Origin of the sequence: Dorea sp. AM10-31 (assembly GCF_003435815.1) — a bacterium.
Taxonomy (GTDB): Bacteria; Bacillota; Clostridia; order Lachnospirales; family Lachnospiraceae; genus Dorea_D; species Dorea_D hominis.
Genome location: NZ_QTUV01000003.1, coordinates 189,612 through 214,681 on the forward strand (window position 1 = coordinate 189,612; position 25,070 = coordinate 214,681).

Consider the following 25,070-nt stretch of genomic DNA (forward strand, 5'->3'; position numbering starts at 1 on the left):
GAGGTGAAAGTATGCTGGCAAAGGCTTATCAGAAATATTTATATATTCCGAGACCGGTTTCCAAAAGATATCCTATGGATGTGCAGCACAGAGCGAAGCAATTTGCCCCCTTTGCAGCACTTCGGGGATTTGAGGAGATCGTTCGGAAACAGGAAGTTCTTTATGAACAAAGGAAGGTCTTATCCGAAGAACAAAAATGTGGATTGGATAGGAAGCTACAGATGGTTTCTGTTGGAATGAAGATACAGGCAACCTATTTTAAAGAAAACCGGGAAATGAAACCGGCAGGCCAGTATCATACGATTTGCGGAACCGTTGAATTTTTTGATCCATCCATTCATTTACGGATTGATGATACGATCATTTTGATCCAGGATCTTTGTGAGTTATCCGGAGATATATTTGAAGAATTGGAATTACCTTGTTAAATACAATCGGCAGAAATTCTTAGTATCCTGGGTGAGTGGGAATCCGGAGAGAATAAGGATGGATGCACCAGATCAACAAAGCAGATCTGGGATTTGATGATCATGCTGTTCGTGCAGCTTTGGCACTTACGGAATGGACAACATGATGCTCATAAGGCGGATTTGATTTCCCTTTGATCCGTTGAGTAATAAAAATGGAATTTTTTATTATTGCTTAAAGGAGGAAGCCTATGGGATCAGATGCTATCAGATGGCATGTACATTGCTCTGTATGCGGAGCATTTATTGAAAAAAGCGCACATTGCGATTCAGAAGTAGAGTGCAAGAAATGTAGAAGCACTTTGGAGATTTTAGTAAAAGATGATATTGTTTCAGTACGGCCTTTGCACATCAAAGACGAAAAACTGAAAGAAAGAATGCGGGTATATTCTCAAAAAATGATGAATTCCCGAAAGGAAACTAAATAAAATGAGCTATTAGAATAAGCGGTGGATTTGGCTGGAACCATCAAGGCTGCACCTGATAGCAAGAGTTTGTCAAGGAGCTGAACCTGACTGGAATCATGAAGAGCCCGGCAAAACATTTGCAGATACAATGCAGGATGATATTTCATTCTGTGTCTGTGGAAGCATTTGTTTTGCCGGCTTTTTTTGTTTTCTCAAAAATTTTAAAAAAAGTTGAGTTTTTAACCTGTAAAACAGGGCTTTTTCCTTTCTATATATAGAGGGCAAAGTTTCGTGTGCAAAAATCAGAGAGGATACGGAATTTTGTATGATATAGCCGAAGGAGGTAATTACATAGGAGCTGCGGACTCCCGTTCAAAAAAAACGGGTGAGTTCGTGGCTAATTGTGATGAGTTTTTTATAGAGTTCATGGATCACCCGTAGCCGTAAGGCAGAAAGGTGGTCCATATGTTGACATTAAAAGAATTAAAGAAAGTAGTAAAAGTGGCAGGTATGACAAAGAGAGTCCCTTCTGAAAAGGCGTTAGAAAAAGAAGAGATTGTAGTAAAGGAAATTCTGAGTGGGGAATGTGATATTACCGTTTACGCAAATGGGTATGTGTTATACAGGGAAAACGGAAAGAAAACCATCTTTCCACTCCATTCCTGTAAAGATTATCAATACATGGATGTGAAGGAAGATCGAAGTATTATGAACGAAGAATTTTTTGACAACGAAAATTGGTACATTCGTTTGTTAATGGAAGCAACGGATCGTATGGAAATAAATCAGACTAAGGTGGCATCAAACCATAGGATCATTTCTTATAGCGATTTTGTGGATGACAGAACCATATTGGTAGATCCATCTTCGGATATTCTCGACCAGTATATTGAAAAAGAGATGCTTCATGATCTTTTAGATTGTCTGACTGCCAGACAGAAAGAAATCATCCAATTATTTTACTTTGAAGAAATGAATCAAAACAAGATTGCGGACTATCTTGGAATCAGACAGCAGAGTGTTTGTGAAATGATAAAAAGAGCACTTTCTGTTATGAAAAAACATGCAGATAAAGAAGAAAATTAAAAAAAATCAAAAAAATTTAAAAAGCACCCTGTAAAACAGGCCGTTTTCCTTTCGTTATATGAAGACGTTTGTAAGAAACACTTCATGTACCTTGAAAAGAGAATAGCCTGCCCGGAGTGATACCTGCCTTGAATGTGCATTGTGCGTGTCCTGACAGAGAAAACGTTTTGGAGATATGGACTCTAAAACAGGAACGGATCCGGGGAAGAGAACAGGAAAACGCTTAAATCTTAAATAAAAAATAATTGTCTGAATCAAAATGAGGATGACAGTAGAAATCATATGGCGGTGTTTGTTTGAAAAAGCAGATACCGCCATATATTTGTGCTGTTATCTCAGCAAAGTGCTGACTGTCCCAAATAGCACAAAACCAGGAAAGGAGGGGATTATTTTCAGGAAAGAATGATGGAAAACGATGAACAAGTATAACGGATAAATAAGATTCAGAAGAAAGGAAGGATTTAAGAACATGAAAGTGAAACAAAAAGCAAAGCGGGTTGTATCCGGATTGCTGACAGCGGTCACTCTTTTATCTACGGTGTTATCACCAATCAGCAGTTATGCTGCGGAGCTTCCCAAAGAAAGAAAACTGCCTCTTTTGGAAGAGGTACAAAGCCAGTTAGATGAAGATGAGATTGTTCTGGCAAAGGATCATCAGGTGGAAGTGGGAACAAATTTTGATGTAAAAACAGATTTTACAGGGTTAGAGATCAAGGATGCGGCAAAGGTAAAGATTACTTTTGAAGAAGCAAAGAATGAGCAGGGAGAGGATTTTACAACATCCCATGCAGATACCTATAAAACTGTTTATCAGGTAGAAACGGTCAATCAGGAACATCCGAATTATCAGATCAGCAGAAATGTGGTCGTAAAGGAAATAGAAAAAGAGAGTGAAAGTCCTTCAGCAGATGCAGAGCAACCCGAAACAAAAGAGACGGAAGAAGATGAGGAGGATTCAGAGAAGCCGTCAGAAATCCCAACAGAGACACCGGATGTATCAGAAGGAAATGCTGCTTTTGATGCTTTGGTAGAACAGATGACAGAACAGGATACCTTTGATGAAGGATCGGGATTAGCATTACATGATGTAATGGAACAGGCTGCAAATCAGGGAGTGGATTTTGAGGCTATGGAAACCGGAGAAGTTGCGACTTTTTCAGCAATAGCAGCCAGAGATGCAAGTGTAGGATCTCAGCAGGTAACTATTGAAAAAGGTCCAATATATCGATATGCAGACTATGGGCTTGGAACATATCTTACAGAGCCGTATTATATTTCTTATGGAAGTGTAAGAGCAACGGCTTATTGTATCCAGCCGGCAAAGCCAGGTCCGGGTTCCGGTACCTATACCATCACAAAGCTGGCTGATAATCAGGCTCTTGCAAAGGTCTGTTATTACGGTACCGATGCGGCAGGTGAAGAAAGTTATTTTGCGAACAAGCACAGTGATTTTTCAGCAGGAAAGAGATTTATCCTTGTCCATATGGCGGCTGCTTATGCTTATGGCAGTAGTGATGCGTTCTATGGAACCAATGCAACAGGACAGGAACTAGCAATGGATATTTACAATTATTGTGTAAAGAAGCCTGAGATACCGGATGTATCCATGTCATTTTCCGATGCCAATGTAAAGGCTTATGTAGAAGGAAATACACAGCGTACAAAGGAAATCACATTCCATGCGGCAGGACAGCAGAGTGTGACGATCAGCCTTCCATCCGGCGTGCGTTTTCACAACGTGAGTACAGGAAGTACAAGTACACCGGGAGCAAAGGTAACGGTCAAGGGAGGTACAAAGTTTTATCTTTCTGCACCTCTGACACAGGCAGAAGATACCGCAGAAGTATTTGCTACAACCATGGCAGGTGGATTAAAGAAAGATTATTCTGCGTATAAACTGACAACGAATTCCAGTACTCAAGATCTTGCCTTTATTTTTGGAGAAGGTGTGGAAACAACAAATAAAGTAAGTCTGAATGTTACATGGACAAAACAGGCAGAAATTGCGATTGTAAAAAATGATAAAGACACCGGAAACCATCTGGCAGGAGCAATCTATGGTGTTTACCGTGATAAGGAATGCTCAGATTTAATCACACAGATGCCAGCAACAGACAGCAAAGGTGCTTCTAAAGTAACAGTCGAAAAAACACAGGAGATTGTGTATGTAAAAGAGATCCAGCCACCGGCAAATTATCAGGCAGATCCAACTGTTTATCCGGTAGATGTCAATATCGGTAAAACAAGTACAAAGAATGTTCTGAATGAACGTACTTATGCAAAGATCCATCTGATCAAAGAAGATGCGCAAACAGGAGCAAATCCACAAGGAGATGCGACTTTAGAAGGTGCGGTGTATGGCCTCTATGCGAGAGAAAACATTGTACATCCAGATGGAACAACAGGAATTGTACATAAAGCCGGTGATCTTGTATCTACCTTAAAAGTAGATCAGAAAGGAGATGCTGTGGTAAAAGACCTGTATCTTGGAAAATATTTTGTAAAAGAGATCCAGGCGCCGGAAGGATATCTGTTAGACGAGACAGAGCATGATGTGAAATGTTCTTATGAAGGTGGCACAGTCCCAATGATAGAACGTACTGTGAAATCAACAGAACTTGTTATGAAACAGCCGTTCCAGATCATAAAAGCTGCGAACAATGGGCAAACGGATGCAGATCTGTTAAAAGGGGCAGGTTTCAGCGCTTACTTAAAGAGCAGCCTGGAGAAAAAAGAAGATGGAAGTAATGATTTTTCCCATGCAGAGCCAGTCATCCTTACAGCAGATGGTAAAACGGAAATGTTCACAGATGAGAAAGGGTATGCGTGCAGTATTCCGCTTCCATATGGAACGTATATTGTACGAGAAACAACCACACCTCATAATTATAAACCGGTAGAGGATTTTGAGATTACCATCCGTGAAAACAATCCAAACAAACCACAGGTTTGGAAGGTACTGTTGGACAAAGAATTTTCCGCAAAGTTAAAGATCATCAAAAAAGATGATGAAACAAAGAAACCGGTATTAGTAGCCGGCACAGAATTCAAAATTTATGATCTGGATCATAAGAAATATGTGGAACAGGTAACAACCTATCCTACGGTCACAGTCCATAAATCTTTCTTTACGGACAGCCAGGGATACCTGATCTTGCCGAAAAACTTAGAGATCGGGCACTATCGTATTGAAGAAGTGACAGCACCGGATGGATATGTTGTGAACAAAAACTATGTAGAGATCACCGTGGATTCGGATACTGCCTATGAAGTAGATGGGGTAAGTGGAGACGTGATCATTGAAGTTTCCTATGAAGATCAGCCGGTAAAGGGAAATCTTGTTGTGTATAAGAAAGGCGAGATGATTTCCGGTTTTGAGAAAGACTTTATCTATAAGGAACAGTATCTTTCCGGGGCGGAATTTGAAGTGCGTGCGGCAGAGGATATCTGCACTCCGGATCATCAGAAAGATGCAGATGGAAACCGTATCGTACTTTATGCAAAGGATACGCTTGTGACAACGATCACAACGGGAGAGAGTGGAAAAGCTGTAGCAAAGGATCTGCCGCTTGGAAGATACTATGTAGTGGAAACAAAGGCGCCGGAAGGATTTGTATTAAATCCGGAGCCGGTAAAGGTTACATTAACTTATCAGGATCAGGATACACCGATCGTGGAAGCAGAAGCAATCGTAGGAAATGACAGACAGAAAGTCGCTATTTCCGTAGAAAAACAGGATGCAGAAAATGGACGGGTATTATCCGGGGCTGTGTTTGGCATCTATAACAAGAAAGATATCCAGGCAAATGGAAAAGTTCTTGTGAAAGCAGATACCTTATTACAGGAAATGACATCCGATGAGAACGGTATGGCAACATGCACCCTGGATCTTCCATTTGGAGAATACTATGTAAAAGAATTAAAAGCGCCGGAAGGTTTTGTTTCTTCGGATGAGGTTCTGGAATTTGTTGCAGAGTATCAGGGACAGGAGACAAAGATTGTTTCCTTACAGGCCGTAAAGAAGAATGAACCGACTACAGCAGAGTTCACAAAGTCTGATCTGACCACAGGCGTAGAGCTGGAGGGCGCAAGATTGAAGGTCATGGATAAAGATGGAAATGTGATCGATGAATGGACATCTGAAAAGGATAAGCCACATGTGATCAAGCGTCTGGTTGTCGGAGAAACCTATACCCTTCATGAAGAGTTTGCTCCATACGGTTATCTGAAAGCAACGGATGTGACATTTACGGTCAAAGATACTGCCGAAGTACAGAAAGTGGAAATGAAGGATGAAGTTCCAAAAGGGCTTCTGATCATCAACAAAAAGGGAGAATTTTTAGAGAAGATCACTCTTCTGGATAATGTGAAAGGAACGGTAGAACATTTCTTTGAATATATCACAGGAAACTTAAGTGAAGTCACCTTTGAAGTCTATGCTGCAGAAGATATCAAGGCTGCAGATGGCATAAGTGCAGACCATTATAAGAAAGATGAGCTGGTAGGCACGGTCACAACCGATGAGAAGGGAATCGCAAAAATGGAAGACCTTCCGGTAGGAAAATATTATGTGAAGGAAGTGAAAACGGCACATGGTTTTGTACTGGATGGAGAGCCTAGATTTGTGGATCTGACCTATCGTGACCAGGATACACCGGTGGTTACTTTTGATGAAGAATGGCAGAACAACCGGCAGAAGATAAAAGTAACGATCCTTAAAAAAGAAAAGGAAACAGAACGTATGCTGGAAGGTGCGATCTTCGGCTTATTTACAAAAGAAGATATCAAAGGCAGAGATGGAAAAGTCCTGATGGAAGCCGGAACGTTGATCGAGCAGAAAACAACGGATGAAAATGGACAGATTCTTTTCAAAGCAGATCTTCCAGTGGATGGGACCTATATCGTAAAAGAAATCTATGCACCGGATGGTTTTGTGACATCGAATGAAGAAAAGGAATTCACTTTTGAGTATGGAAAACCAGAAGAAGCTGAGGTTTCCTATGAGTTTGTTTTTGAAAATGAGCCGACAACGGTAGAACTTACGAAAACAGACCTTACCACAGGGAAAGAACTTCCGGGAGCGCATCTGAAGGTGACAGATGAAGATGGAAATGTAATCGAGGAGTGGGTATCTACAGAGAAAGCCCATGTGATCAAGGAACTGACAGTTGGAAAATCCTATACGATGACAGAAACAAAACCGGCAGATGGATATGTAACTGCTGAGAGCATTACCTTTACAGTAGAAAATACTGCAGAAATCCAGAAACAGGAGATGAAAGATGATGTGACAAAGGTGTTGATCTCGAAACAGGATATCGCAGGAAAAGAGCTTCCAGGTGCAAAGCTTACGATCTTAGATGAAGATGGAAAAGTGGTAGAAAGCTGGACATCTACAGAAGAGGCACATTATATAGAGATGCTTCCGATCGGAAAGTACACGCTCAGGGAAGAAACGGCACCGGAAGGTTATCTGGTTGCAAAGGATGTGGAATTTGAAGTAAAAGATACCGCCGAAGTGCAGAAGGTTGTTATGGTTGATGAGGAAAAACCAAAAGAAAGCACTCCGGAAGGTGGAAAACCTTCTAAAGATGCACCGAAGACTGGGGATAACACCAACTTGCTGTTATGGCTGCTCGTGCTTGGAATGAGTTTAAGTGGAGTGGTAGTCCTTGGAAGAAAAATAAAGAAGAAATAATGTAAGGGAAAGCGTTCATGGAAACCTGAGGGAATCTGTGAACGCTTTTTTGTAAGGAGGAACATGAGGATGGACAGGAGAAGAGACAAGAACCTGATCGTGGAACCAAATGCAGCAATGCCGGGGAGAAAATACAGTGAAGAAAAACCCTGGTCTTGTAAATATTGTTATTGGTGGGAAGGAAGAAAAAAGGGATGCATTGAGAAGCAGTGCTATTATTTGCTTCCCACAAAGGATCAAGGAAAGAAAGGAAGTGGTTAATTGCAGGATGAAGTGAATGAAAAAATCATAGCTCTGTGTGTCCAGACAACCCGGATGAGTACCGGTGTGTTAAAGGCATCTATGAGAAAATTTCTGGATGGAATGAACAGACAGAAACAGAAGCGAGTACAGGTAAAACAGGCTGTCAAAACGGGGAAAGCACAGGAAAAGGGCAGAGAAAAAGAAAGAAAACGACAGGAGATGAAAAAGCCTCATGGAAAGCAGACGATAAAGCAACTGATCGCACAGGGAGCACAGCTTACAAATATCCAGATTACAGATCAAAATATCAAGTCTTTTGACCGGGTAGCCCGAAAATATGGGATTGATTATAGTCTGAAAAAGGATTCCCGTGTGGAACCGCCGTTGTATCTGGTATTTTTTAAATCGAAAGATGTGGATGTGATGACGGCTGCTTTTAAAGAATATGCAGGTATAGAGCTGGATCAGTCTAAAAAGAAAAAACCTTCTGTCCGAAAGAAACTACAGAAGACAAAGGAGAGAAAAGCAAAACAACGTCAGAGAGTAAAAACAAGACAGAAAGTCAGAGGACAGGAACGATGATCCGGGAAAAGATGCAGAATATCCAGATGAAGAGAGTGGTGATATTAAGCATTCCGTATCTGATCATCTTCTATCTTGCAGATAAATGCTTTTGGCTTTATCGTCATTGTATGGGAAATAGCATGATTGAAAAAATCGGTGTGATGCTGATGAATTTCCCATTGGCATTTACCAACTGGTTTCCGAGCTTTTATCTACAAGATTTGCTGGGAGGTGTGATCGTAGCACTTATTTTTAGAATCGTCTTGTATTATAAAGCGAAGAATGCAAAGAAGTTCCGGCATGGAGAGGAGTATGGATCAGCCCGGTGGGGAAATCGGAAAGATATCGAACCATTTGAAGATCCGGTATTTGAGAACAATATCATTCTGACCGAAACAGAACGGCTTACGATGAATAGCAGACCGAAAGCTCCTAAATATGCCAGAAACAAGAATGTGATTGTGATCGGAGGATCAGGTTCTGGAAAAACAAGGTTTTATGTAAAGCCTCAACTTATGCAAATGACAGATCATGTATCCTATGTGGTGACAGATCCAAAGGGAACGATCATCGTAGAATGTGGAAAGATGCTAGTAAATGGAGGATATCGGATCAAGGTGCTGAATACGATCAATTTCAAAAAGTCGATGCACTATAATCCATTCCATTACATCCGTAGTGAAAAAGATATCCTCAAACTTGTGAATACCATCATAGCAAATACGAAGGGGGAAGGAGAAAAATCTACGGAAGATTTCTGGGTGAAAGCGGAACGCCTTCTGTATTCTGCTCTGATCGGTTATATTTGGTATGAAGCGCCGGAAGAAGAACAGAACTTTTCTACTCTTTTGGAATTCATCAATGCCAGTGAAACGAGAGAAGAAGATGAAGAATTTAAGAATGCGGTCGATGAACTGTTTGAAGAATTGGAGGCGGATAATCCGGAACACTTTGCAGTCAGACAATATCGAAAATATAAGCTGGCTGCCGGAAAAACAGCGAAGTCGATCCTTATTTCCTGCGGTGCCAGACTTGCTCCTTTTGATATCCAGGAACTTCGGGAGATCATGTCTTATGATGAAATGGAGCTGGATATGATCGGGGACCAGAAGACAGCAATGTTCGTGATTATCAGTGATACCGATGATACATTCAATTTTGTGGTGGCGATCATGTACACACAGCTTTTTAATCTGCTCTGTGATAAAGCAGATGATGAGCATGGTGGAAGACTTCCGTACCATGTGCGATTACTGCTGGATGAGTTCAGTAATATTGGGCAGATCCCGAAATTCGACAAATTGATCGCAACGATCCGAAGCCGTGAAATCTCTGCTTCTATTATTTTACAGTCACAGAGCCAGTTAAAAACCATTTATAAGGATGCGGCTGAAACCATCACAGGGAATTGCGATACCGTATTATTTCTTGGAGGAAAAGAAAGCTCCACGTTAAAGGAGATATCGGAAACGCTGGGAAAAGAGACCATCGATCTTTACAATACCTCTGATACCAGAGGGACAAGCCAGTCCTATGGTTTGAATTATCAGAAGACAGGGAAAGAATTGATGAGCCGGGATGAACTGGCTGTAATGGATGGAAATAAATGTATCTTACAGCTTCGAGGCGTACGGCCATTTCTCAGTAACAAATATGATATCACAAAGCATAAGAGATATAAGGAATTGTCGGATGCGGATAAAAGGAATGCGTTTGATGTGGAAAAATATCTGGAGCATAAACTGGTCTTTTCTCAGAATACAGAGTTTGAGATGTATGAAGTAAATGTAACAGAAGAGGATGTGAAAGAAGTGATAGAGGAAGAAGTAAACTAAAAAGAGTATCTTTTGGGTTAGAAATGTGATATTCTTTTATAAAAACAAATTTGAATTGAACTAAATTTCAAGTTGTGAAGGTGAAATGGCAATGTACCCTAATTTTTGGTTAATAATGTTTTGTGCTTTTATAGTTTTGCTGGAAGATATATCAGTAAAAAAAAGGAAATAGATAAAACGGGAAATTTAAATGTTGGAGAAGGGAATATTAGCCTCAATATAGGAATGCAAGAGGTTCTTGCGTCTGTTTTTTTGATATGCAAGAGGCACTTTCTTGAAAAAAACTTGGTTGAATTATAGACTGGAAACACGGAGGTGAAATACATGGATTTTGGAGAACAAATTAAAAACATTCGTCAAAAAGAAAAATTGACACAAGAACAATTTGCTATGAAACTGAATGTGAGTAGACAAGCTGTTTCAAACTGGGAGAATAACAAAAATCTTCCAGATATAGGAATGCTTATTTTGATGTCTGATGTGTTTCAAATATCTCTGGATTATTTGATTAAAGGAGAAAACGAAATGAACAACATGACAGAAAAAGTAATCAAAGATGGAAGTGAAACCAGAAGAGCCAAGTATAATATGGTGTGCTCGATTATAGGCAGTTTCTTGATTTTAATCGGAATTATACTGCTTTTTGTGAAGGGACTGTCGGTAGAGTATATTGATGCACAAGGGGTGCTGCATGAGAATTTCTTTCTTGTCCCAATTGGATTTTTATGCGTGTTTAGTGGTTTGATTTCTTTTATTACAGTTGGTATAACTACAATTATCAGCAAATTTAAAAATAGGAACTCATAATTATAGTGCTATTTTCAAGGCAATTTTTTCTTGAATGTGGAAACTATTATTCACATGGATTGTCAAATTTCAGTTTGTCAAATTGAAGTGTAGTATTAAAAATTAAATAAAAAGCGTTAGAGCATGTAGATATCCGTCTATGTGCTCTTTTTTTGCGTTTTTTTAAGAAAAGCCCTGATGATCAGGCAGAAAGGAGAGGAAAGTGAAGATAAAAATAAGATCACCTTGCAAATAAAACCAGTAAAAAAAGAGGTCTGAATAATAGGGGAAGGAGAGAGGAAACGCTGACAGACCATAGAAACAGCGTTTATTCAGAAAAGAATATGGGATTTTTCGGAAGTGCAATTACAATCTTACAGACATTAGTCGTAGCGATTGGTGCAGGTCTTGGTGTCTGGGGAGTCATCAACCTGATGGAAGGTTACGGAAATGATAATCCGGGTGCTAAATCACAGGGAATTAAGCAGCTTATGAGTGGCGGTGGTGTGATCCTGATCGGTACACAGTTGATTCCGCTTTTGAGTGGATTATTTGGTTAAAAGAAAGGAGTAGAGATCCATGTTCAATCAAATTTTTGATGCGATTGAGGAATGGATGAGGGAACTTCTAACAGGTATGATCAGTTCTAACCTGGACCGTATGTTTACGGATGTCAATCAGAAGACAAGCGAGATTGCGGGCCAGGTTGGACAGACACCACAAGGATGGAATGGCAGTATCTTTAGTATGATCGAAGGACTGTCAAATTCAGTTATCATGCCGATTGCAGGTATCATCATAACATTTGTACTGTGTTATGAATTGATCTCCATGCTGACAGAGCGAAATAATATGCATGATATTGATACATGGATGTTCTTTAAGTATTTTGTAAAAATGTGGATCGCCGTTTATCTGGTAAGCAATACGTTTACCATCACGATGGCAGTCTTTGATGTAGGACAAAGCGTCGTAAACTCGGCGGCAGGGCTGGTTTCCGGAGATACATCCATTGATATCAGCTCTGCGATCACAGATTTATCTACTACATTGGAAAGCATGGAGATCGGGGAACTTGTGATATTGGCATTGGAAACTTTGATCGTAAGTTTCTGTATGAAGATCATGTCTGTACTCATTACGGTTATCTTGTATGTCCGTATGATAGAAATTTACCTTTATACCTCAGTTGCACCGATCCCATTCGCAACGATGAGCAACAGAGAGTGGGGACAGATCGGAACGAATTATTTCAGAGGACTCTTTGCCCTGGCATTCCAGGCATTTCTGATGATGGTATGTGTTGCTATTTATGCAGTATTAGTGGCAGGCATCCAGTTTTCAGATAATCTGAGTTCCTCATTATTTGGTGTGATGGCATATACGGTGATCTTATGTTTCAGTCTGTTCAAGACAGGATCACTTAGTAAGTCAATCTTTAATGCACATTAAAAAGAAAGGAAGTGAAACACATGGCGTATGTGAGTGTGCCGAAAGATTTAACGAAAGTAAAGAATAAAGTGGCATTTAATCTTACAAAAAGGCAATTGATCTGTATTGGCATTGGAGCAGCTATGGGAATTCCCTGTTATTTTCTCTTTAGAAATGCTCTTGGAATCAATAATGCTGCAGTCCTTATGGTACTTATGATGCTGCCGGCCTTTTTGTTTGCCATGTATGAGAAAGATGGAATGCATCTGGAAGACGTATTGATGCATGTGATCCGGGTAAAATTTATCCGGCCATCTGTCAGAAAATATGAAACTGAAAACTATTATGAATTGGATCCAGATGGAGAAGATCAGAAAACGATGAGAAAGGAAGAAAGGAAAGGGGGAAAAAGCGGTGGTAAGAAAAAGAAAAAAGACCGCAAATAAAAAGAAGAATGGAAAAAAAGATGTAAAGAAACTTACCGTTCAACAGACCATTGCCTACAAAGAAATGGGAAGGGATGGTATTTGCAGGGTGCAGGGAAATGTCTATTCCAAATGTATCCGGTTTTACGATATCAACTATCAGTTAGCGCAGAATGAAGATAAGAATGCGATCTTTGAAAACTGGTGTGATTTCCTGAATTATTTTGACAGCAGCATCCATTTTCAGCTTAGTTTTATCAATCATAAGAGCAGCATGAAGGAATTTGAGCAGGTGATCAAGATCAGCCCACAGAGAGATGCTTATGATGATATCCGTATGGAATATGCCAACATGCTGAAAAAACAGCTTGCAAGAGGAAACAATGGTTTGGTGAAAACGAAATACATCACCTTTTCCATTGAAGCGGAAAATATCCGGGAAGCAAAACCGAAGCTGGAGCGTATCGAATCCGATATCCTGAATAACTTTAAGATCCTTGGTGTGATGGCGTATCCTCTGAATGGGGAGGAACGATTGCGGCTCCTGTATGAAACCTTTAATCCGGATTCCACAGTAGATTTCCAGTTTGATTATGGCTCTATGATCAAAACTGGTTTAAACACAAAAGATTATGTAGCGCCTACCAGTTTTGTCTTTAAGGATGGGAAGATCTTCCAGATGGGAAATACGATGGGGGCGGTTTCTTATTTACAGATTCTTGCTCCGGAGCTGACAGACAAGATGCTGGCAGAGTTTTTGGATATTGATAAGGACTTGATCGTAAATCTGCATATTCAGTCTGTGGATCAGATAAAAGCGATCAAGCTGGTAAAAAGCAAAGTAACGGATATCAACAGAATGAAAATTGAAGAGCAGAAAAAAGCAGTAAGAGCAGGGTACGATATGGATATCATTCCGTCGGATCTGAATACCTATGGAGGGGAAGCAAAACGGCTTTTGGAAGATCTGCAGTCACGAAATGAGCGTATGTTCCTTGTAACAGCGCTCTTTTTAAATACCGCAAAAAGCAAGCAGGAATTGGATAATGCAATCTTTCAGACAGCCGGTATCGCACAGAAATATAATTGTATGTTAAAGCGTCTGGACTATCAGCAGGAAGAAGGCTTGATGAGCAGCCTTCCCCTTGGAGTCAGCCATATTCCGATAAAAAGAGCGCTGACAACGACCAGCACAGCGATTTTTGTACCATTTACCACACAGGAATTATTTATGGGTGGCGATTCTTTGTATTATGGACTGAACGCTACCAGCAATAACCTGATCATGGTAGATAGAAAGAAGTCGAAAAACCCTAATGGCCTGATCCTCGGTACGCCCGGATCAGGAAAATCCTTTGCAGCAAAAAGGGAAATGACAAATGTATTTTTTACGACCAATGATGACATTATCATTGGAGATCCGGAAGGTGAGTATTATCCATTGGTTCATGCTTTGGGAGGACAGGTCATCCATATTTCTCCAAACAGTAAGGATTACATCAATCCGATGGATATCAACATGAATTATTCTGAGGATGATAATCCGCTGGGAGTAAAATCTGACTTTATTTTATCCCTTTGTGAATTGATCATGGGAAGCCGGGATGGAATTGAAGCGGAAGAAAAGTCTGTCATTGACCGATGCCTTCCGCTTGTATATCAGAACTATTTTTCTGATCCGAAACCGGAAAATATGCCAATCCTTGGAGATCTGTATGATTGTCTCCGCAAACAGAAAGAACCTCAGGCACAGAGGATTGCCACAGCTTTGGAAATCTACGTCAACGGATCTTTGAAAGTGTTTAATCACCAGACCAACGTAGAACTGAATAACAGGATTGTCTGTTTTGATATCAAGGAGCTCGGCAAGCAGTTGAAAAAGCTTGGAATGCTCATCATACAGGATCAGGTGTGGAACCGGGTGACTGTCAACCGTGGCGTAAAATCTACCTGGTACTATATCGATGAATTCCATCTCCTTCTGAAAGAAGAGCAGACGGCATCTTATTCGGTAGAGATCTTCAAGAGGTTTAGGAAGTGGGGCGGAATCCCGACTGGAATCACGCAGAATATAAAGGATCTCCTATCCAGCCGGGAGATTGAAAATATTTTTGAAAACAGTGACTTTATTTTGATGTTAAATCAGGCTGCAGGTGACCGGCAGATTCTGGCAAAACAATTAAATATCTCACCGTATCAGTTGTCTTATGTTACGAATTCCGGGGAAGGAGAAGGACTTCTCTTTTATGGGACAACGATCATTCCGTTTAAGGATAAGTTTGATAAGTCCCTGAAGTTATATTCTCTGATGACAACAAAGCCGGAAGAAGTGGAACAAAGAGAAAAGGAAGGAGGCGGAAGTCTTGGCAGGGAAAGAACTGAAAGGAAGAGAGAAAGTTGTAAGTAAAATGACAAGAGACGGTCTAACGGAAGAAAATCTGGCAGATGGTTCCGTAAAAGATATCAGCCATAAAAGCCGGGGCAGACCGCCGGAAATGAAACAGGACTTTGTTTTTGACCGGGAAAAGAAGAAAGTCAAGCTGCCGGATGGACAAGGTGGGGAACGGAATCTGCAAAAAAAGCAGATCCGAAAATCCTCTTTGCGAAAAGAAGCAGTAGCCGAGGAGCCTATTTTAGAAGAATCTGTGTTAGATGGAGAAGGAACTGGAGAGAAAAACGTTTCTGGAGAATCCCTCAAATACAAGAAAAAGTTTCGGGAACATGCGCAGATACCGGAAGATGACTCCTTGACCGGACAGAAGAAAAAGATCCGGAAAAAGCAGATCCAGAAACAGATGAGAAAAGAGCAGACAAAATCCGGAAGGTTATCCTTTGATGACGAGGAAAGTCAGATGGTAAAAGGCCCGGGGATGAAACTGGGCAGAACCATTGGAAGGTATGCGGTAAGAGATGCAATTTCAAAAGGGGGATCGGATCCAGAAGAAGAGGAACAGGATGTTGCAACGGAAACGGTTCAGTTTGCAGAAAGAGGGACCGAAACAGCGGTAAGAGGTCTGCGCTATGCACAGCTTCGAAACCAGCGTGCAGATGTAAAGGCAAACCGGAGAGGATATCATCTGGATGAAACCGGAGAAAAGTTAAAATTTGGTATGAGTGACAGTATGGGGAAAGCAGGGGCGGAGGAAACGGCCAAAAAGTCGGAAGAGAAGAAAAGGGTTCTGAACCGCCTTTTCCAGAGAAAACGATATAAGGATGCCTATCGGGCTGCCAGAACAGGAAAATCTGCAGGCAGTGCAGGTGGGACGGCAACTGTTGCCGGCGTTGAGAATATAACCGTGAAAGCGAAGATCGCATTAAAAGAGATTGTGAAGCGGAATCGGGCTGTATTTTTCGGCGCCGGTATTTTTGTGCTCTTATTTCTAATTGTAGCAGTATCTTTGGGAAGCTGCAGCGCTTCCATACAAGGGGGCGGCTCTGTGATCGAGATCACCACATATCCGGGAACGGATGAAGATATCTATGCGGCTGAGAACTACTATGTTTCTTTGGAAACGGCTTTGAACCAGCAGATCAATGAGATGGAAACTACTCATCCGGACTATGATGAATACCAGTACAACGTAGGCGAGATCGCTCATAATCCGTATCATCTGATCTCCTATCTGACAGCAAAATATGGGGATTGGAAATTTGAAGACATCAAGGATGAATTACAGGCTTTATTTGAAGCACAGTACAGCTTGGATACGGAAAGCAAAACAGAAACCGTGACAGAAACGAAGACGGTACGGGTAGGGGAATCCTTAGGGAACGTAGTTACCAGCGGTTACTGTAATTGTTCGATCTGTTGCGGACAATGGTCAGGCGGTCCTACAGCGAGTGGCGTTTATCCAACTGCAAACCATACAATCGCGGTAGATGCTTCTGATCCATTTGTTCCGATGGGAACAAAGATTGTGATGAATGGCGTGGAATATACCGTAGAGGATACGGGAGCCTTTGCAAGATATGGAGTGCAGTTCGATGTTTACTATGATAATCACAGTGCAGCATCCGCACATGGTCATAAGACCTGGGAAGCGTTTATTGCGGATAGTAACGGAAGCAATGAAGTGACGGTAACGAATACGACAACGAAGAAGATCTTGTATGTTACCTTAGGGAATACAGGATTTGATGCAGTCGCAAGAGCCAATCTGAATGAGGAACAGATGATCCTATACAATGCTTTAAATACCACCTATGGAAACAGAAATTACTTGTGGGATACAGGAAATATCTCTACAGGCTCCGGTTCAGACGGAATGAGTTATGAAATACCTCCGGAAGCATTACAGGATGAAGAATTTGCCCGGATGATCCGGGAAGCTGAGAAATATCTGGGAGTCCCGTATGTATGGGGAGGATATTCGCCTTCTGGATTTGACTGTTCCGGATTTGTATCCTATGTGATCAATCATTGTGGAAACGGATGGAATCTGGGAAGACAGACCGCAGAGGGATTGCGAAACAGTTGTACGTTTGTTTCTCCGGGCGATGCAAAGCCGGGAGATCTGATCTTTTTCCAGGGAACGTACAATACGCCAGGAGCAAGCCATGTGGGTATCTATGTGGGAAATAACATGATGATCCATTGTGGAGATCCGATCCATTATTCCAATATCGGTACTGCATACTGGCAGCAACATTTTATGTGTTTTGGCAGATTGCCATAAGAAAAGGAGAGTGAAAGATTTGAATAAAAAAATCAAGAAATATATGGAAGAGATCCATAAGACAGAACAGAAGATCGCTGATCTTCAACAGTATCTCAAAGGACTTCATGCTGCTTTAAAACAGGAAGAAGATAATGAGATGATCAAAAGCATCCGTGGAATGAAATTAGACAGTCATGCCCTGCATGATCTTCTGAATGGAATCCAGGAAGGAACCGTAAAATTTCAGGTCAGCCAGGAGTCTGAGGAAGAAGGAACAGGCTCCTTTGTATTTACAGAAAAGAAAGAGGAGGGACATCCGTATGGTGAAATGGAAAAAACTGAATAAGAAAGTGGCAGGAGTATTGTTAGGCGTTATGGTGCTTTTTTCCGCATCCACAACAGCCTTTGCATATGTGGATCCGTCGGCAGAGACGGCAAATACAGAAGCGGCACAGACGGAGACGGTACAGAATGAAGAAACAGAAAAGCCGGCAGATGAGGGGGTTCTGCCGGAAAATAATACAACAGAGAAGAAAGAAGATGCTTTTACAGAACCGGGGAATGGGGAAGTCCAGGATGATATCCAGAATGGATCCAGTAAAGAATTCCTTACGATCACAACAAAGAATAACAATACCTTTTATCTTGTGATTGACCGCAGTTCTACCTCCCAGAATGTATATTTGTTATCCCAGGTAGATGAAAATGATCTGAAGGAATTTGTGGATCAGGAAAAAGAGACGGCAACTGTCACACCCACTCCGCAGGTAGTCATCGATGAAAATAAAACTGAAGAAACCGGTAAAAAAGAAGAGATAACAAAGCCAGAAAAAGAGAAGATGCCACAAGCGAATATGGGAGCAATGGCAGCAATCTTTATTCTTGCGTTAGGTGGAGTTGCAGCTTATTACTACTTCAAGATCTATAAGCCAAAGAAAGAGGAAGAAGAGGATTTTGAAGAGGAAGGACTGGAAACAAGTGACGGATTGGAGATCATCAATGAGGATGAATTTGAAGACCGGGAAGAAGAAAATGAATAAAAAACAAAAAAAATGAGTGGAACGCCCTGTATTTTTGGGGCGTTTCCTTTCGTTATATGAAGGAGGTAATAAGTTATGTATTTAGTAATTGCAGAAAAACCAAGCGTGTCCAAAGCGATTGCGGAAGTGATCGGGGCATCAAAAAAAGAAGAAGGGTATCTGGAGGGAAAGGGCTGCATTGTCAGTTGGTGTTTTGGCCATCTTGCAGAATATGTTCCACCGGATTCTTATGATGAAAGGTTCACCAGATGGCTGTATGAGGATCTTCCGTTCATCCCAGAAGAATGGAAACTGGCAGTATCCAAAGATAAGAAAGAACAGTTCTATATTTTGAAAAAGCTGCTGAACCGCCCGGATATTGAGTTTGTGGTAAATGCCTGTGATGCCGGACGGGAAGGAGAACTGATCTTTAAGCATGTATATGATCTGTCGGGAAGTAAAAAGCCGGTCAAGAGATTATGGATCAGTTCGCTGGAAAGTTCTTCGATCTTAGAAGGGATGGAACATCTGAAAGCCGGAGAAACCTATCATAATCTGGCAGAAGCGGCGGTTTGCCGGGCACAGGCAGACTGGCTTGTCGGTATGAATGCGACAAGAGCTTACACAACAAAATATTTTAAAAAGCTGGCAGTTGGCCGCGTGCAGACACCGACTCTTGCCATGCTTGTCGAAAGACAGAAGCAGATTTCAGGTTTCAAAAAAGAAAAATATTTTAATGTGGTTTTGGATTGTGATGGACTGATCGCAGAGAAGAAGAAAATCTTCGATGTGGAAGAAGCAGAAAGAGTGTGGAAAACCTGTCAGGGCAGTGATGCGATTGTGGAAAAGGTGGAGTCAAAGGAAAAGACGGTAAAACCGCCGAAACTGTATGACCTGACAACCCTACAGAGAGAGGCGAACCGTATCTATGGAATGACTGCTCAGCAGACATTAAATGCGGCGCAAAGCCTGTATGAGCAGAAGCTGATCACTTATCCGCGTACAGACAGCCAGTATTTGACAAGCGATATGGAAGAAACAGCGAAACAAGTGATCCGTAAGATCCATGAGAAATATCAATTGCTGGGACCGTTTGACCAGCCCAAAACACCGGAGGTAAAGAAGGTGCTGAATGACAAGAAAGTATCGGATCATCATGCGATCATTCCTACGGTAGAACTTGCAGAATTTGACTTCTCTAAGCTAAGAGAATGGGAACAAAAGATTTTATTCCTGATCGCAGTACATACCGTAGAAGCAATGGAAGAAGATCATGTATTCATGGAGACAGAGGTGGAAGTACGATGTCAGGATGAAATATTTAAAGCAAAAGGAAAAGTGATCAAACAGATCGGTTGGAAACTGTATGAGGAATGCTTTAAGAATGATGATGGACTTGCCATAGAAAACCCGGCAGATGCAGGGAAGGACCACATTCCAAAAGTAGAAGTAGATCATAAGTTTTACAACGTGTCCGCAGCGAAGACGGAACATTTTACAGCACCACCGAAACCGTATAGTGAAGATACTCTCCTTGCGGCAATGGAAACTGCTGGAAATAAGGAATTTGATGAAGACACAGAAAAGAAAGGATTAGGAACTCCGGCAACAAGGGCAGGGATCATAGAAAAACTGATCGCTTCCCAGTATGCGGTACGAAAAGGCAAACAGATCCTTCCAACAGAGGACGGAATAATATTGATTGATATCTTACCGGATTTCTTGAAATCTGCCACCATGACAGCCGAATGGGAAAACCAACTGTTAGAGATGGAGCAGGGAAAGATGGCTCCTGGGCAGTTTATGACAGGCATCGAAAAGCTGATTTCCATGATGCTGAATCATTGTGACTCCATTCCGGAAGAAGAGACACGAAGATTCCAGAAAAAAGAGAGCTTGGGAACCTGTCCGGTCTGTGGCGGCCTGGTCTATGAAGGAAAGAAAAATTTCTATTGCGGTAATCGTGAATGTAATTTTTGTCTCTGGAAAGAAAACAAGTATTTACAGAGTATGGAAAAGGATATGGATACCAGGATGGCTGCTGAGCTTCTGAAGAATGGAAGTGTTCATGTGAAGGATCTGTATTCCAGAAAAAAAGATCTGTATTTTGAAGCAGATCTGCATATGGAAGCCGATGAAAACGGGAGAGTGACATTTTCATTATCTTTCCCGAAAAAGAAAACAACGAAGAAAAATAAGAGAAAATAGAAGGAGGAATAAGATATGGATTTTAATCAATTTGTTGACGAAGTAAAGGGAAGAATCAAACAGTTTCTTCCGATTGAATATGAAGGTGCCCAGGTAAAAATCGAAGAGATAAAGAAATTAAATGAGAATTATCTCGGAATCACGGTCTTAAAAGAAAATCAGGTAATCGCGCCGACCTTTAACCTGAATCAGTTATACGAAATGTTCCAGTCAGATCCACAGAATTCTATGGAAAACATTTTGAGAAATATTACGGAGCTGGTGCTTGATGCACCGGAACAGTTTGATCCGAAGAGCATCACAGAATATGAGACTGCAAAGGATAAGCTGTTCATCCGCGTATCTTCAGCAGAAAAAAATGAAGAAATGCTGCAGAACGTACCTCACCAGATGAGAGAAGATCTGGCAATTACCTATCATCTTGCAATCAGCATTGATGATATTGGGGTGGGTTCTACGATGATCACGAATGATATTTTAAAACGTTATGGGATCAGTGAGGAACAGCTTCATGCAGATGCCATGGAAAACAGTCCTAATGTCAGACCGGTTCAGGTGATGATTATGGGAAGTATGATTGAGCAGCTTATGGGAATGGGTTCTGAAACAATCATGAGGGACGAACCTGTTCAGAACATTACAGAAATTATTTCAAAGGGAATGGGAATGGAAAGGGAGACTCCGATGTTCATTATCACGAATCCGCAGACAGTGGATGGAGCAGGTGTGATTTTTTATCCGGAAGTAATGGAGCAGATTGGGGAAGGTTTTCAGGGAGACTTCTTTATTCTGCCCTCTTCCACCCATGAAACATTAGTCATTCCGGATAATGGAACATTTGATTACCGGGTTCTGGAGGATATGGTCCAGACGATCAATGAAAATGAAGTCGCTCCGGAAGAACGACTTTCCGATCACGTCTATCATTATGATGTGAAAGACCGGGTATTTGAAAGGGCAGATAAATTTGAAGAGCGTCAGAAAGAGAAAACAGCTCAGCTTGGTAAAAATGAGCATACGGGAAAAGAGCAGAGTATGAAGCAGCCGAAAGCTAAGAAACATGAGATGGAATTATAGAAGTGTAGAGTCCGTATAACGATAAGATGGGAATCCCTCATACACACGGCTGTATGGGGGATTTTTTAAAAGAGAAAGAGAGGAAATGAATGAGCGAAGAATTGACAAAAACCAAATTACTTCCCATACAGGGAAAAGATATGGACAGTATCATGCAAAACCTGGAAACAGGAGTCGCAGAACTATTTACCAGTGAACGGTATCAGGAATATTTGAAGACAATGTCAAAATTCCATAATTATTCTTTTAATAATACGCTGTTGATCGCCATGCAAAGACCGGATGCCACCTTAGTAACGGGATATCGGAACTGGCAGTCTATGGGCAGACAGGTAAAAAAAGGGGAGAAGGGAATCACCATTATCGCACCGGCGCCAATCAAAAGAAAAAAGGAGCAGGCAGTATTGGATCATGATCAGAAACCAGTCATCGGTCCGGATGGAAAACCAAAGACGGAAGAGGTAGAGGTCACACTTCCGTGTTTCAAGGCGATTACAGTATTTGATATTGAACAGACCACAGGAGAGCCGATTCAGACACTTGCTCCGGAAATCCTGACAGCGGCAGTAGAAGATTTTGACTTATTCCTGCAAGCAATCCGGGAAATCTCACCAGTGCCGATACGATTCGATGCGATCGAAGGATCTGCAAACGGTTATTATCACAACCTGGATAAAGAGATCGTGATCAAAAAAGAAATGAGCCAGAGCCAGACCTTAAAAACAGCGATCCATGAAACCGCACATGCAAGGTTACATGATAAGGAGATCATGGAAAGCCAGGGCATCGAGAAGGACCGGCTGACAAAAGAAGTGGAAGCAGAGTCAGTCGCGTATTGTGTGTGCTCTGCCTTTGAACTGGATACGTCAGAATACAGTTTTCCGTATATTGCAGGTTGGAGCAGTGGAAAAGAAATGAGAGAATTGAAAGCATCTATGAATGTGATCCGTAAGACGGCCGGAGAAATGATCGATGAGCTGACAGAAAAAATAGAAATGATGCTGGAACAGAAACAAGAGAAATTACTTGCTGCAGTAGAAGCTGCCGGATACCGTTTTGCAAAAGAAGAAAGCAATTCCCAACATCTGCAGTTTATTCCAGACGGCACTCATAGGATGCAGGGACATTTATTTGCAAAATCCTGGAATGAAGTGGAACGATGGGTAGAAGCAATCATAGAAAAAGGAGATCCGATCCAGAAAGAACGTGTAGAGCGAGTGATATATCCGGAACGGTTTGAACAGAGTTTTGAAGAAATGATGTTTACAAGGAAAGAATGCAGGCTCTCAATCTATCATTTGGATAAAAATGGATCTGGAAGAGATCAATTATTTGTGGGAATGGAAGACCTGCAGGAAAAAGGGATCACGATAACTGCGGATCAGTATCGATGTGTTTATTCCAGCCTGTATCTGCCAAATGAAGATATGAATGCGATTTACAGTATTTTTAATGATGATCCACCGGCTGATTATAAGGCACACTCCCTGTCTGTCAGTGATGTTGTGATCATGAATCAGAATGGGGATATGAAAGCATATTTTGTGGATCGCTTTGGATTCCAGGAACTTCCGGATTTTGTAGAAGAGAGAAAAAAGATACTCGGAATGGAAAATGACATTCAGAAAAAGGATATCTTAGAGCAAACGAGTTGTATCAGCTTCTATGCGGCAGAGTGTTCAGAGTTTCCGATATTAGGAGAAGTTCATCATGATCTTACTTTGCCGGAAGCTTTAGAAGCGTATGAGAAGATACCTGCAGAACGAATGAATGGGCTCAAATCTGTTGGTTTTAACCTGCAGGAAGGGAGTGATTATGACGGAATGATGGATCTGATGGTTGCCGGAAGATCACAAAGAGAAATCTTAGATTCCATACCATTTTACAGGGAGAACAAGTTGGTGCAGGAAGCCCTGAAACGTGTAGAACAATATATCGACAAAAAGCCTCTGAATGTAGAGAAAACCAGACCAAAAGAAGAAAAAGGAGAGATACAGAAAACCAAATCTCAAAAAAGAAGGGAGGATATGAGCTTATGAGTAAAGTAACATTTGAAGAAGATGAATTGGCGGTTGTGGCTCTTTTCCAGGAAAACACAAGAAAGGATACGATAGATATTTTGAAAGACACTTTAGAGGCATTGGAAGAAACGAAAGAAGATCCGTTGGAAGACGATCTGCTGGAAACGATTGCATCTGCGATCAGTAAGTTACAGATGATCGAAGATAAATATTATTATTCCCTGGATCTAAATCGTTATCTGAATAACCTGGAGGATGATGCTTATGAAGAATGATCAATTTGCAGTTTACCGAGTAGACCGTCACTCGGAAGGGAGAGACCTTTGGCACCTTTCCTATCAGGAAGCGGTAAGCAGGAAACTTGCGATAAGGATTGAATATTACCGGCAGATGGATATCAGGCCATTATTGGCGGGGGAGAGTGCAATTGCTTTATGGAAACGCATGAAAGAGTCCTGTGAAGTCAGTGATGTGCTTGTACTGAATCAGAATGGGGAAATCCATTGTTATTATGTCAATGAAGATTATCCACAGCTTTTATCAGGGTTCATCCGTTTAAACCCATCAGGTACATTGGTCACATTGGATACGGAAAATTACCGCATTAGTGGAAAGCCGGGAAACTGGATGGCTACGGATGATATCATCATTGATGGAAAACAGTTTTATCTCATGGAGCATCAGGAATATCACAGGCAGGTTGCCTATATCATCCTAGATAGTTATGGGAAGATGATCATGGAGGAATGTAAGAATGGATTTGATGAAAAAACCAAACAGAAACTCCATGAGCTTATGAAAACACCGGAACAAAGGGAACAGGAATATCAAAAATATAAAGAAAGGCTGGAACATTATCAGAAATTTTTTGAGAATGGGACTTATGAGAGAAGCTGGGAATCCGGAACAGAAGAAAACTATAATATGGTGGATGGCCAGGTAAATAATCTAAAAAATGCAGAAGAGAAAAGTGTGGAAAGAAAGCCGGCACAGAAGCTATACCAATCCTCAAAAAAGAAACCAAAGAAAAGAGAGTCAGTAATCAAGAGATTACGGGAAAAACAGATTGCAATCGCTGTGAAATCTGGAAAACCGGTACCGAGATATTTGGAGCAGGAGATGGAAAGGAGGAGAGACTAAATGCT

The 25,070-nt window shown here is 41.2% G+C and carries 19 protein-coding genes; all 19 read left to right on the forward strand.

The window, feature by feature from the left end; all coding sequences use genetic code 11:
* Positions 1-11 precede the first annotated feature (11 nt).
* The 19 genes from DW125_RS07025 to DW125_RS07120 all read left to right on the forward strand — a co-directional run bounded on the left by DW125_RS07025 (position 12) and on the right by DW125_RS07120 (position 25,065).
* The gene (locus DW125_RS07025; RefSeq protein ID WP_072447177.1) at positions 12-428 is read left to right on the forward strand and encodes a hypothetical protein; all 417 of its coding nucleotides are present in this window, start codon (positions 12-14) and stop codon (positions 426-428) included.
* 911 nt (positions 429-1,339) lie between these two features.
* The gene (locus DW125_RS07035; protein ID WP_072447173.1) at positions 1,340-1,960 is read left to right on the forward strand and encodes a sigma-70 family RNA polymerase sigma factor; all 621 of its coding nucleotides are present in this window, start codon (positions 1,340-1,342) and stop codon (positions 1,958-1,960) included.
* A gap of 469 nt (positions 1,961-2,429) precedes the next feature.
* Positions 2,430-7,658, forward strand: a complete 5,229-nt coding sequence (locus DW125_RS07040) for a SpaA isopeptide-forming pilin-related protein (protein WP_072447171.1) — start codon at positions 2,430-2,432, stop codon at positions 7,656-7,658.
* 69 nt (positions 7,659-7,727) lie between these two features.
* Positions 7,728-7,919, forward strand: coding sequence for a hypothetical protein (locus DW125_RS07045; protein ID WP_009268908.1), 192 nt, complete (start codon positions 7,728-7,730; stop codon positions 7,917-7,919).
* Positions 7,920-8,483: a PcfB family protein gene (locus DW125_RS07050; RefSeq protein WP_072447168.1), complete on the forward strand. Its 564-nt coding sequence runs from the start codon at positions 7,920-7,922 to the stop codon at positions 8,481-8,483.
* A complete protein-coding gene (locus DW125_RS07055) occupies positions 8,480-10,300 on the forward strand; it encodes a VirD4-like conjugal transfer protein, CD1115 family (RefSeq protein ID WP_117537617.1) in 1,821 nt (606 codons plus the stop codon). Before DW125_RS07050 ends, DW125_RS07055 begins: the two co-directional genes overlap by 4 nt.
* 324 nt (positions 10,301-10,624) lie before the next feature.
* The gene (locus DW125_RS07060; RefSeq protein WP_117537619.1) at positions 10,625-11,107 is read left to right on the forward strand and encodes a DUF3955 domain-containing protein; all 483 of its coding nucleotides are present in this window, start codon (positions 10,625-10,627) and stop codon (positions 11,105-11,107) included.
* Between the two features lie 323 nt (positions 11,108-11,430).
* Positions 11,431-11,646 (forward strand): Maff2 family mobile element protein, encoded by a 216-nt coding sequence (locus DW125_RS07065; RefSeq protein WP_009268903.1) that lies wholly within the window; start codon positions 11,431-11,433, stop codon positions 11,644-11,646.
* 19 nt (positions 11,647-11,665) lie between these two features.
* Entirely contained in the window at positions 11,666-12,538 is an 873-nt protein-coding gene (locus DW125_RS07070) for a VirB6/TrbL-like conjugal transfer protein, CD1112 family (protein WP_117537621.1), read from the forward strand.
* 20 nt (positions 12,539-12,558) lie between these two features.
* The gene (locus DW125_RS07075; RefSeq protein WP_117537623.1) at positions 12,559-12,963 is read left to right on the forward strand and encodes a PrgI family protein; all 405 of its coding nucleotides are present in this window, start codon (positions 12,559-12,561) and stop codon (positions 12,961-12,963) included.
* Positions 12,932-15,349, forward strand: coding sequence for a VirB4-like conjugal transfer ATPase, CD1110 family (locus DW125_RS07080; RefSeq protein WP_117537625.1), 2,418 nt, complete (start codon positions 12,932-12,934; stop codon positions 15,347-15,349). The genes DW125_RS07075 and DW125_RS07080 overlap by 32 nt, the downstream gene beginning before the upstream one ends.
* Before the next feature lies 1 nt (position 15,350).
* Positions 15,351-17,618, forward strand: a complete 2,268-nt coding sequence (locus DW125_RS07085) for a C40 family peptidase (protein WP_117537749.1) — start codon at positions 15,351-15,353, stop codon at positions 17,616-17,618.
* 19 nt (positions 17,619-17,637) lie between these two features.
* Entirely contained in the window at positions 17,638-17,946 is a 309-nt protein-coding gene (locus DW125_RS07090) for a DUF4315 family protein (protein ID WP_016439433.1), read from the forward strand.
* Positions 17,921-18,640 carry a DUF4366 domain-containing protein gene (locus DW125_RS07095; RefSeq protein ID WP_117537627.1) on the forward strand — a complete coding sequence of 240 codons (720 nt, stop codon included), beginning with the start codon at positions 17,921-17,923 and terminating at the stop codon, positions 18,638-18,640. The genes DW125_RS07090 and DW125_RS07095 overlap by 26 nt, the downstream gene beginning before the upstream one ends.
* A gap of 75 nt (positions 18,641-18,715) precedes the next feature.
* Positions 18,716-20,827: a DNA topoisomerase 3 gene (locus DW125_RS07100; RefSeq protein WP_117537629.1), complete on the forward strand. Its 2,112-nt coding sequence runs from the start codon at positions 18,716-18,718 to the stop codon at positions 20,825-20,827.
* Between the two features lie 15 nt (positions 20,828-20,842).
* On the forward strand, positions 20,843-21,904 hold the full coding sequence (locus DW125_RS07105; RefSeq protein WP_117537632.1) for a DUF5688 family protein: 1,062 nt from the start codon (positions 20,843-20,845) through the stop codon (positions 21,902-21,904).
* Positions 21,905-21,993: 89 nt separating this feature from the next.
* A complete protein-coding gene (locus tag DW125_RS07110) occupies positions 21,994-23,943 on the forward strand; it encodes a YodL domain-containing protein (RefSeq protein WP_117537634.1) in 1,950 nt (649 codons plus the stop codon).
* The gene (locus DW125_RS07115) at positions 23,940-24,200 is read left to right on the forward strand and encodes a transposon-transfer assisting family protein (RefSeq protein WP_033143216.1); all 261 of its coding nucleotides are present in this window, start codon (positions 23,940-23,942) and stop codon (positions 24,198-24,200) included. Before DW125_RS07110 ends, DW125_RS07115 begins: the two co-directional genes overlap by 4 nt.
* Entirely contained in the window at positions 24,190-25,065 is an 876-nt protein-coding gene (locus DW125_RS07120; protein ID WP_117537635.1) for a DUF4316 domain-containing protein, read from the forward strand. Before DW125_RS07115 ends, DW125_RS07120 begins: the two co-directional genes overlap by 11 nt.
* Positions 25,066-25,070 lie beyond the last annotated feature (5 nt).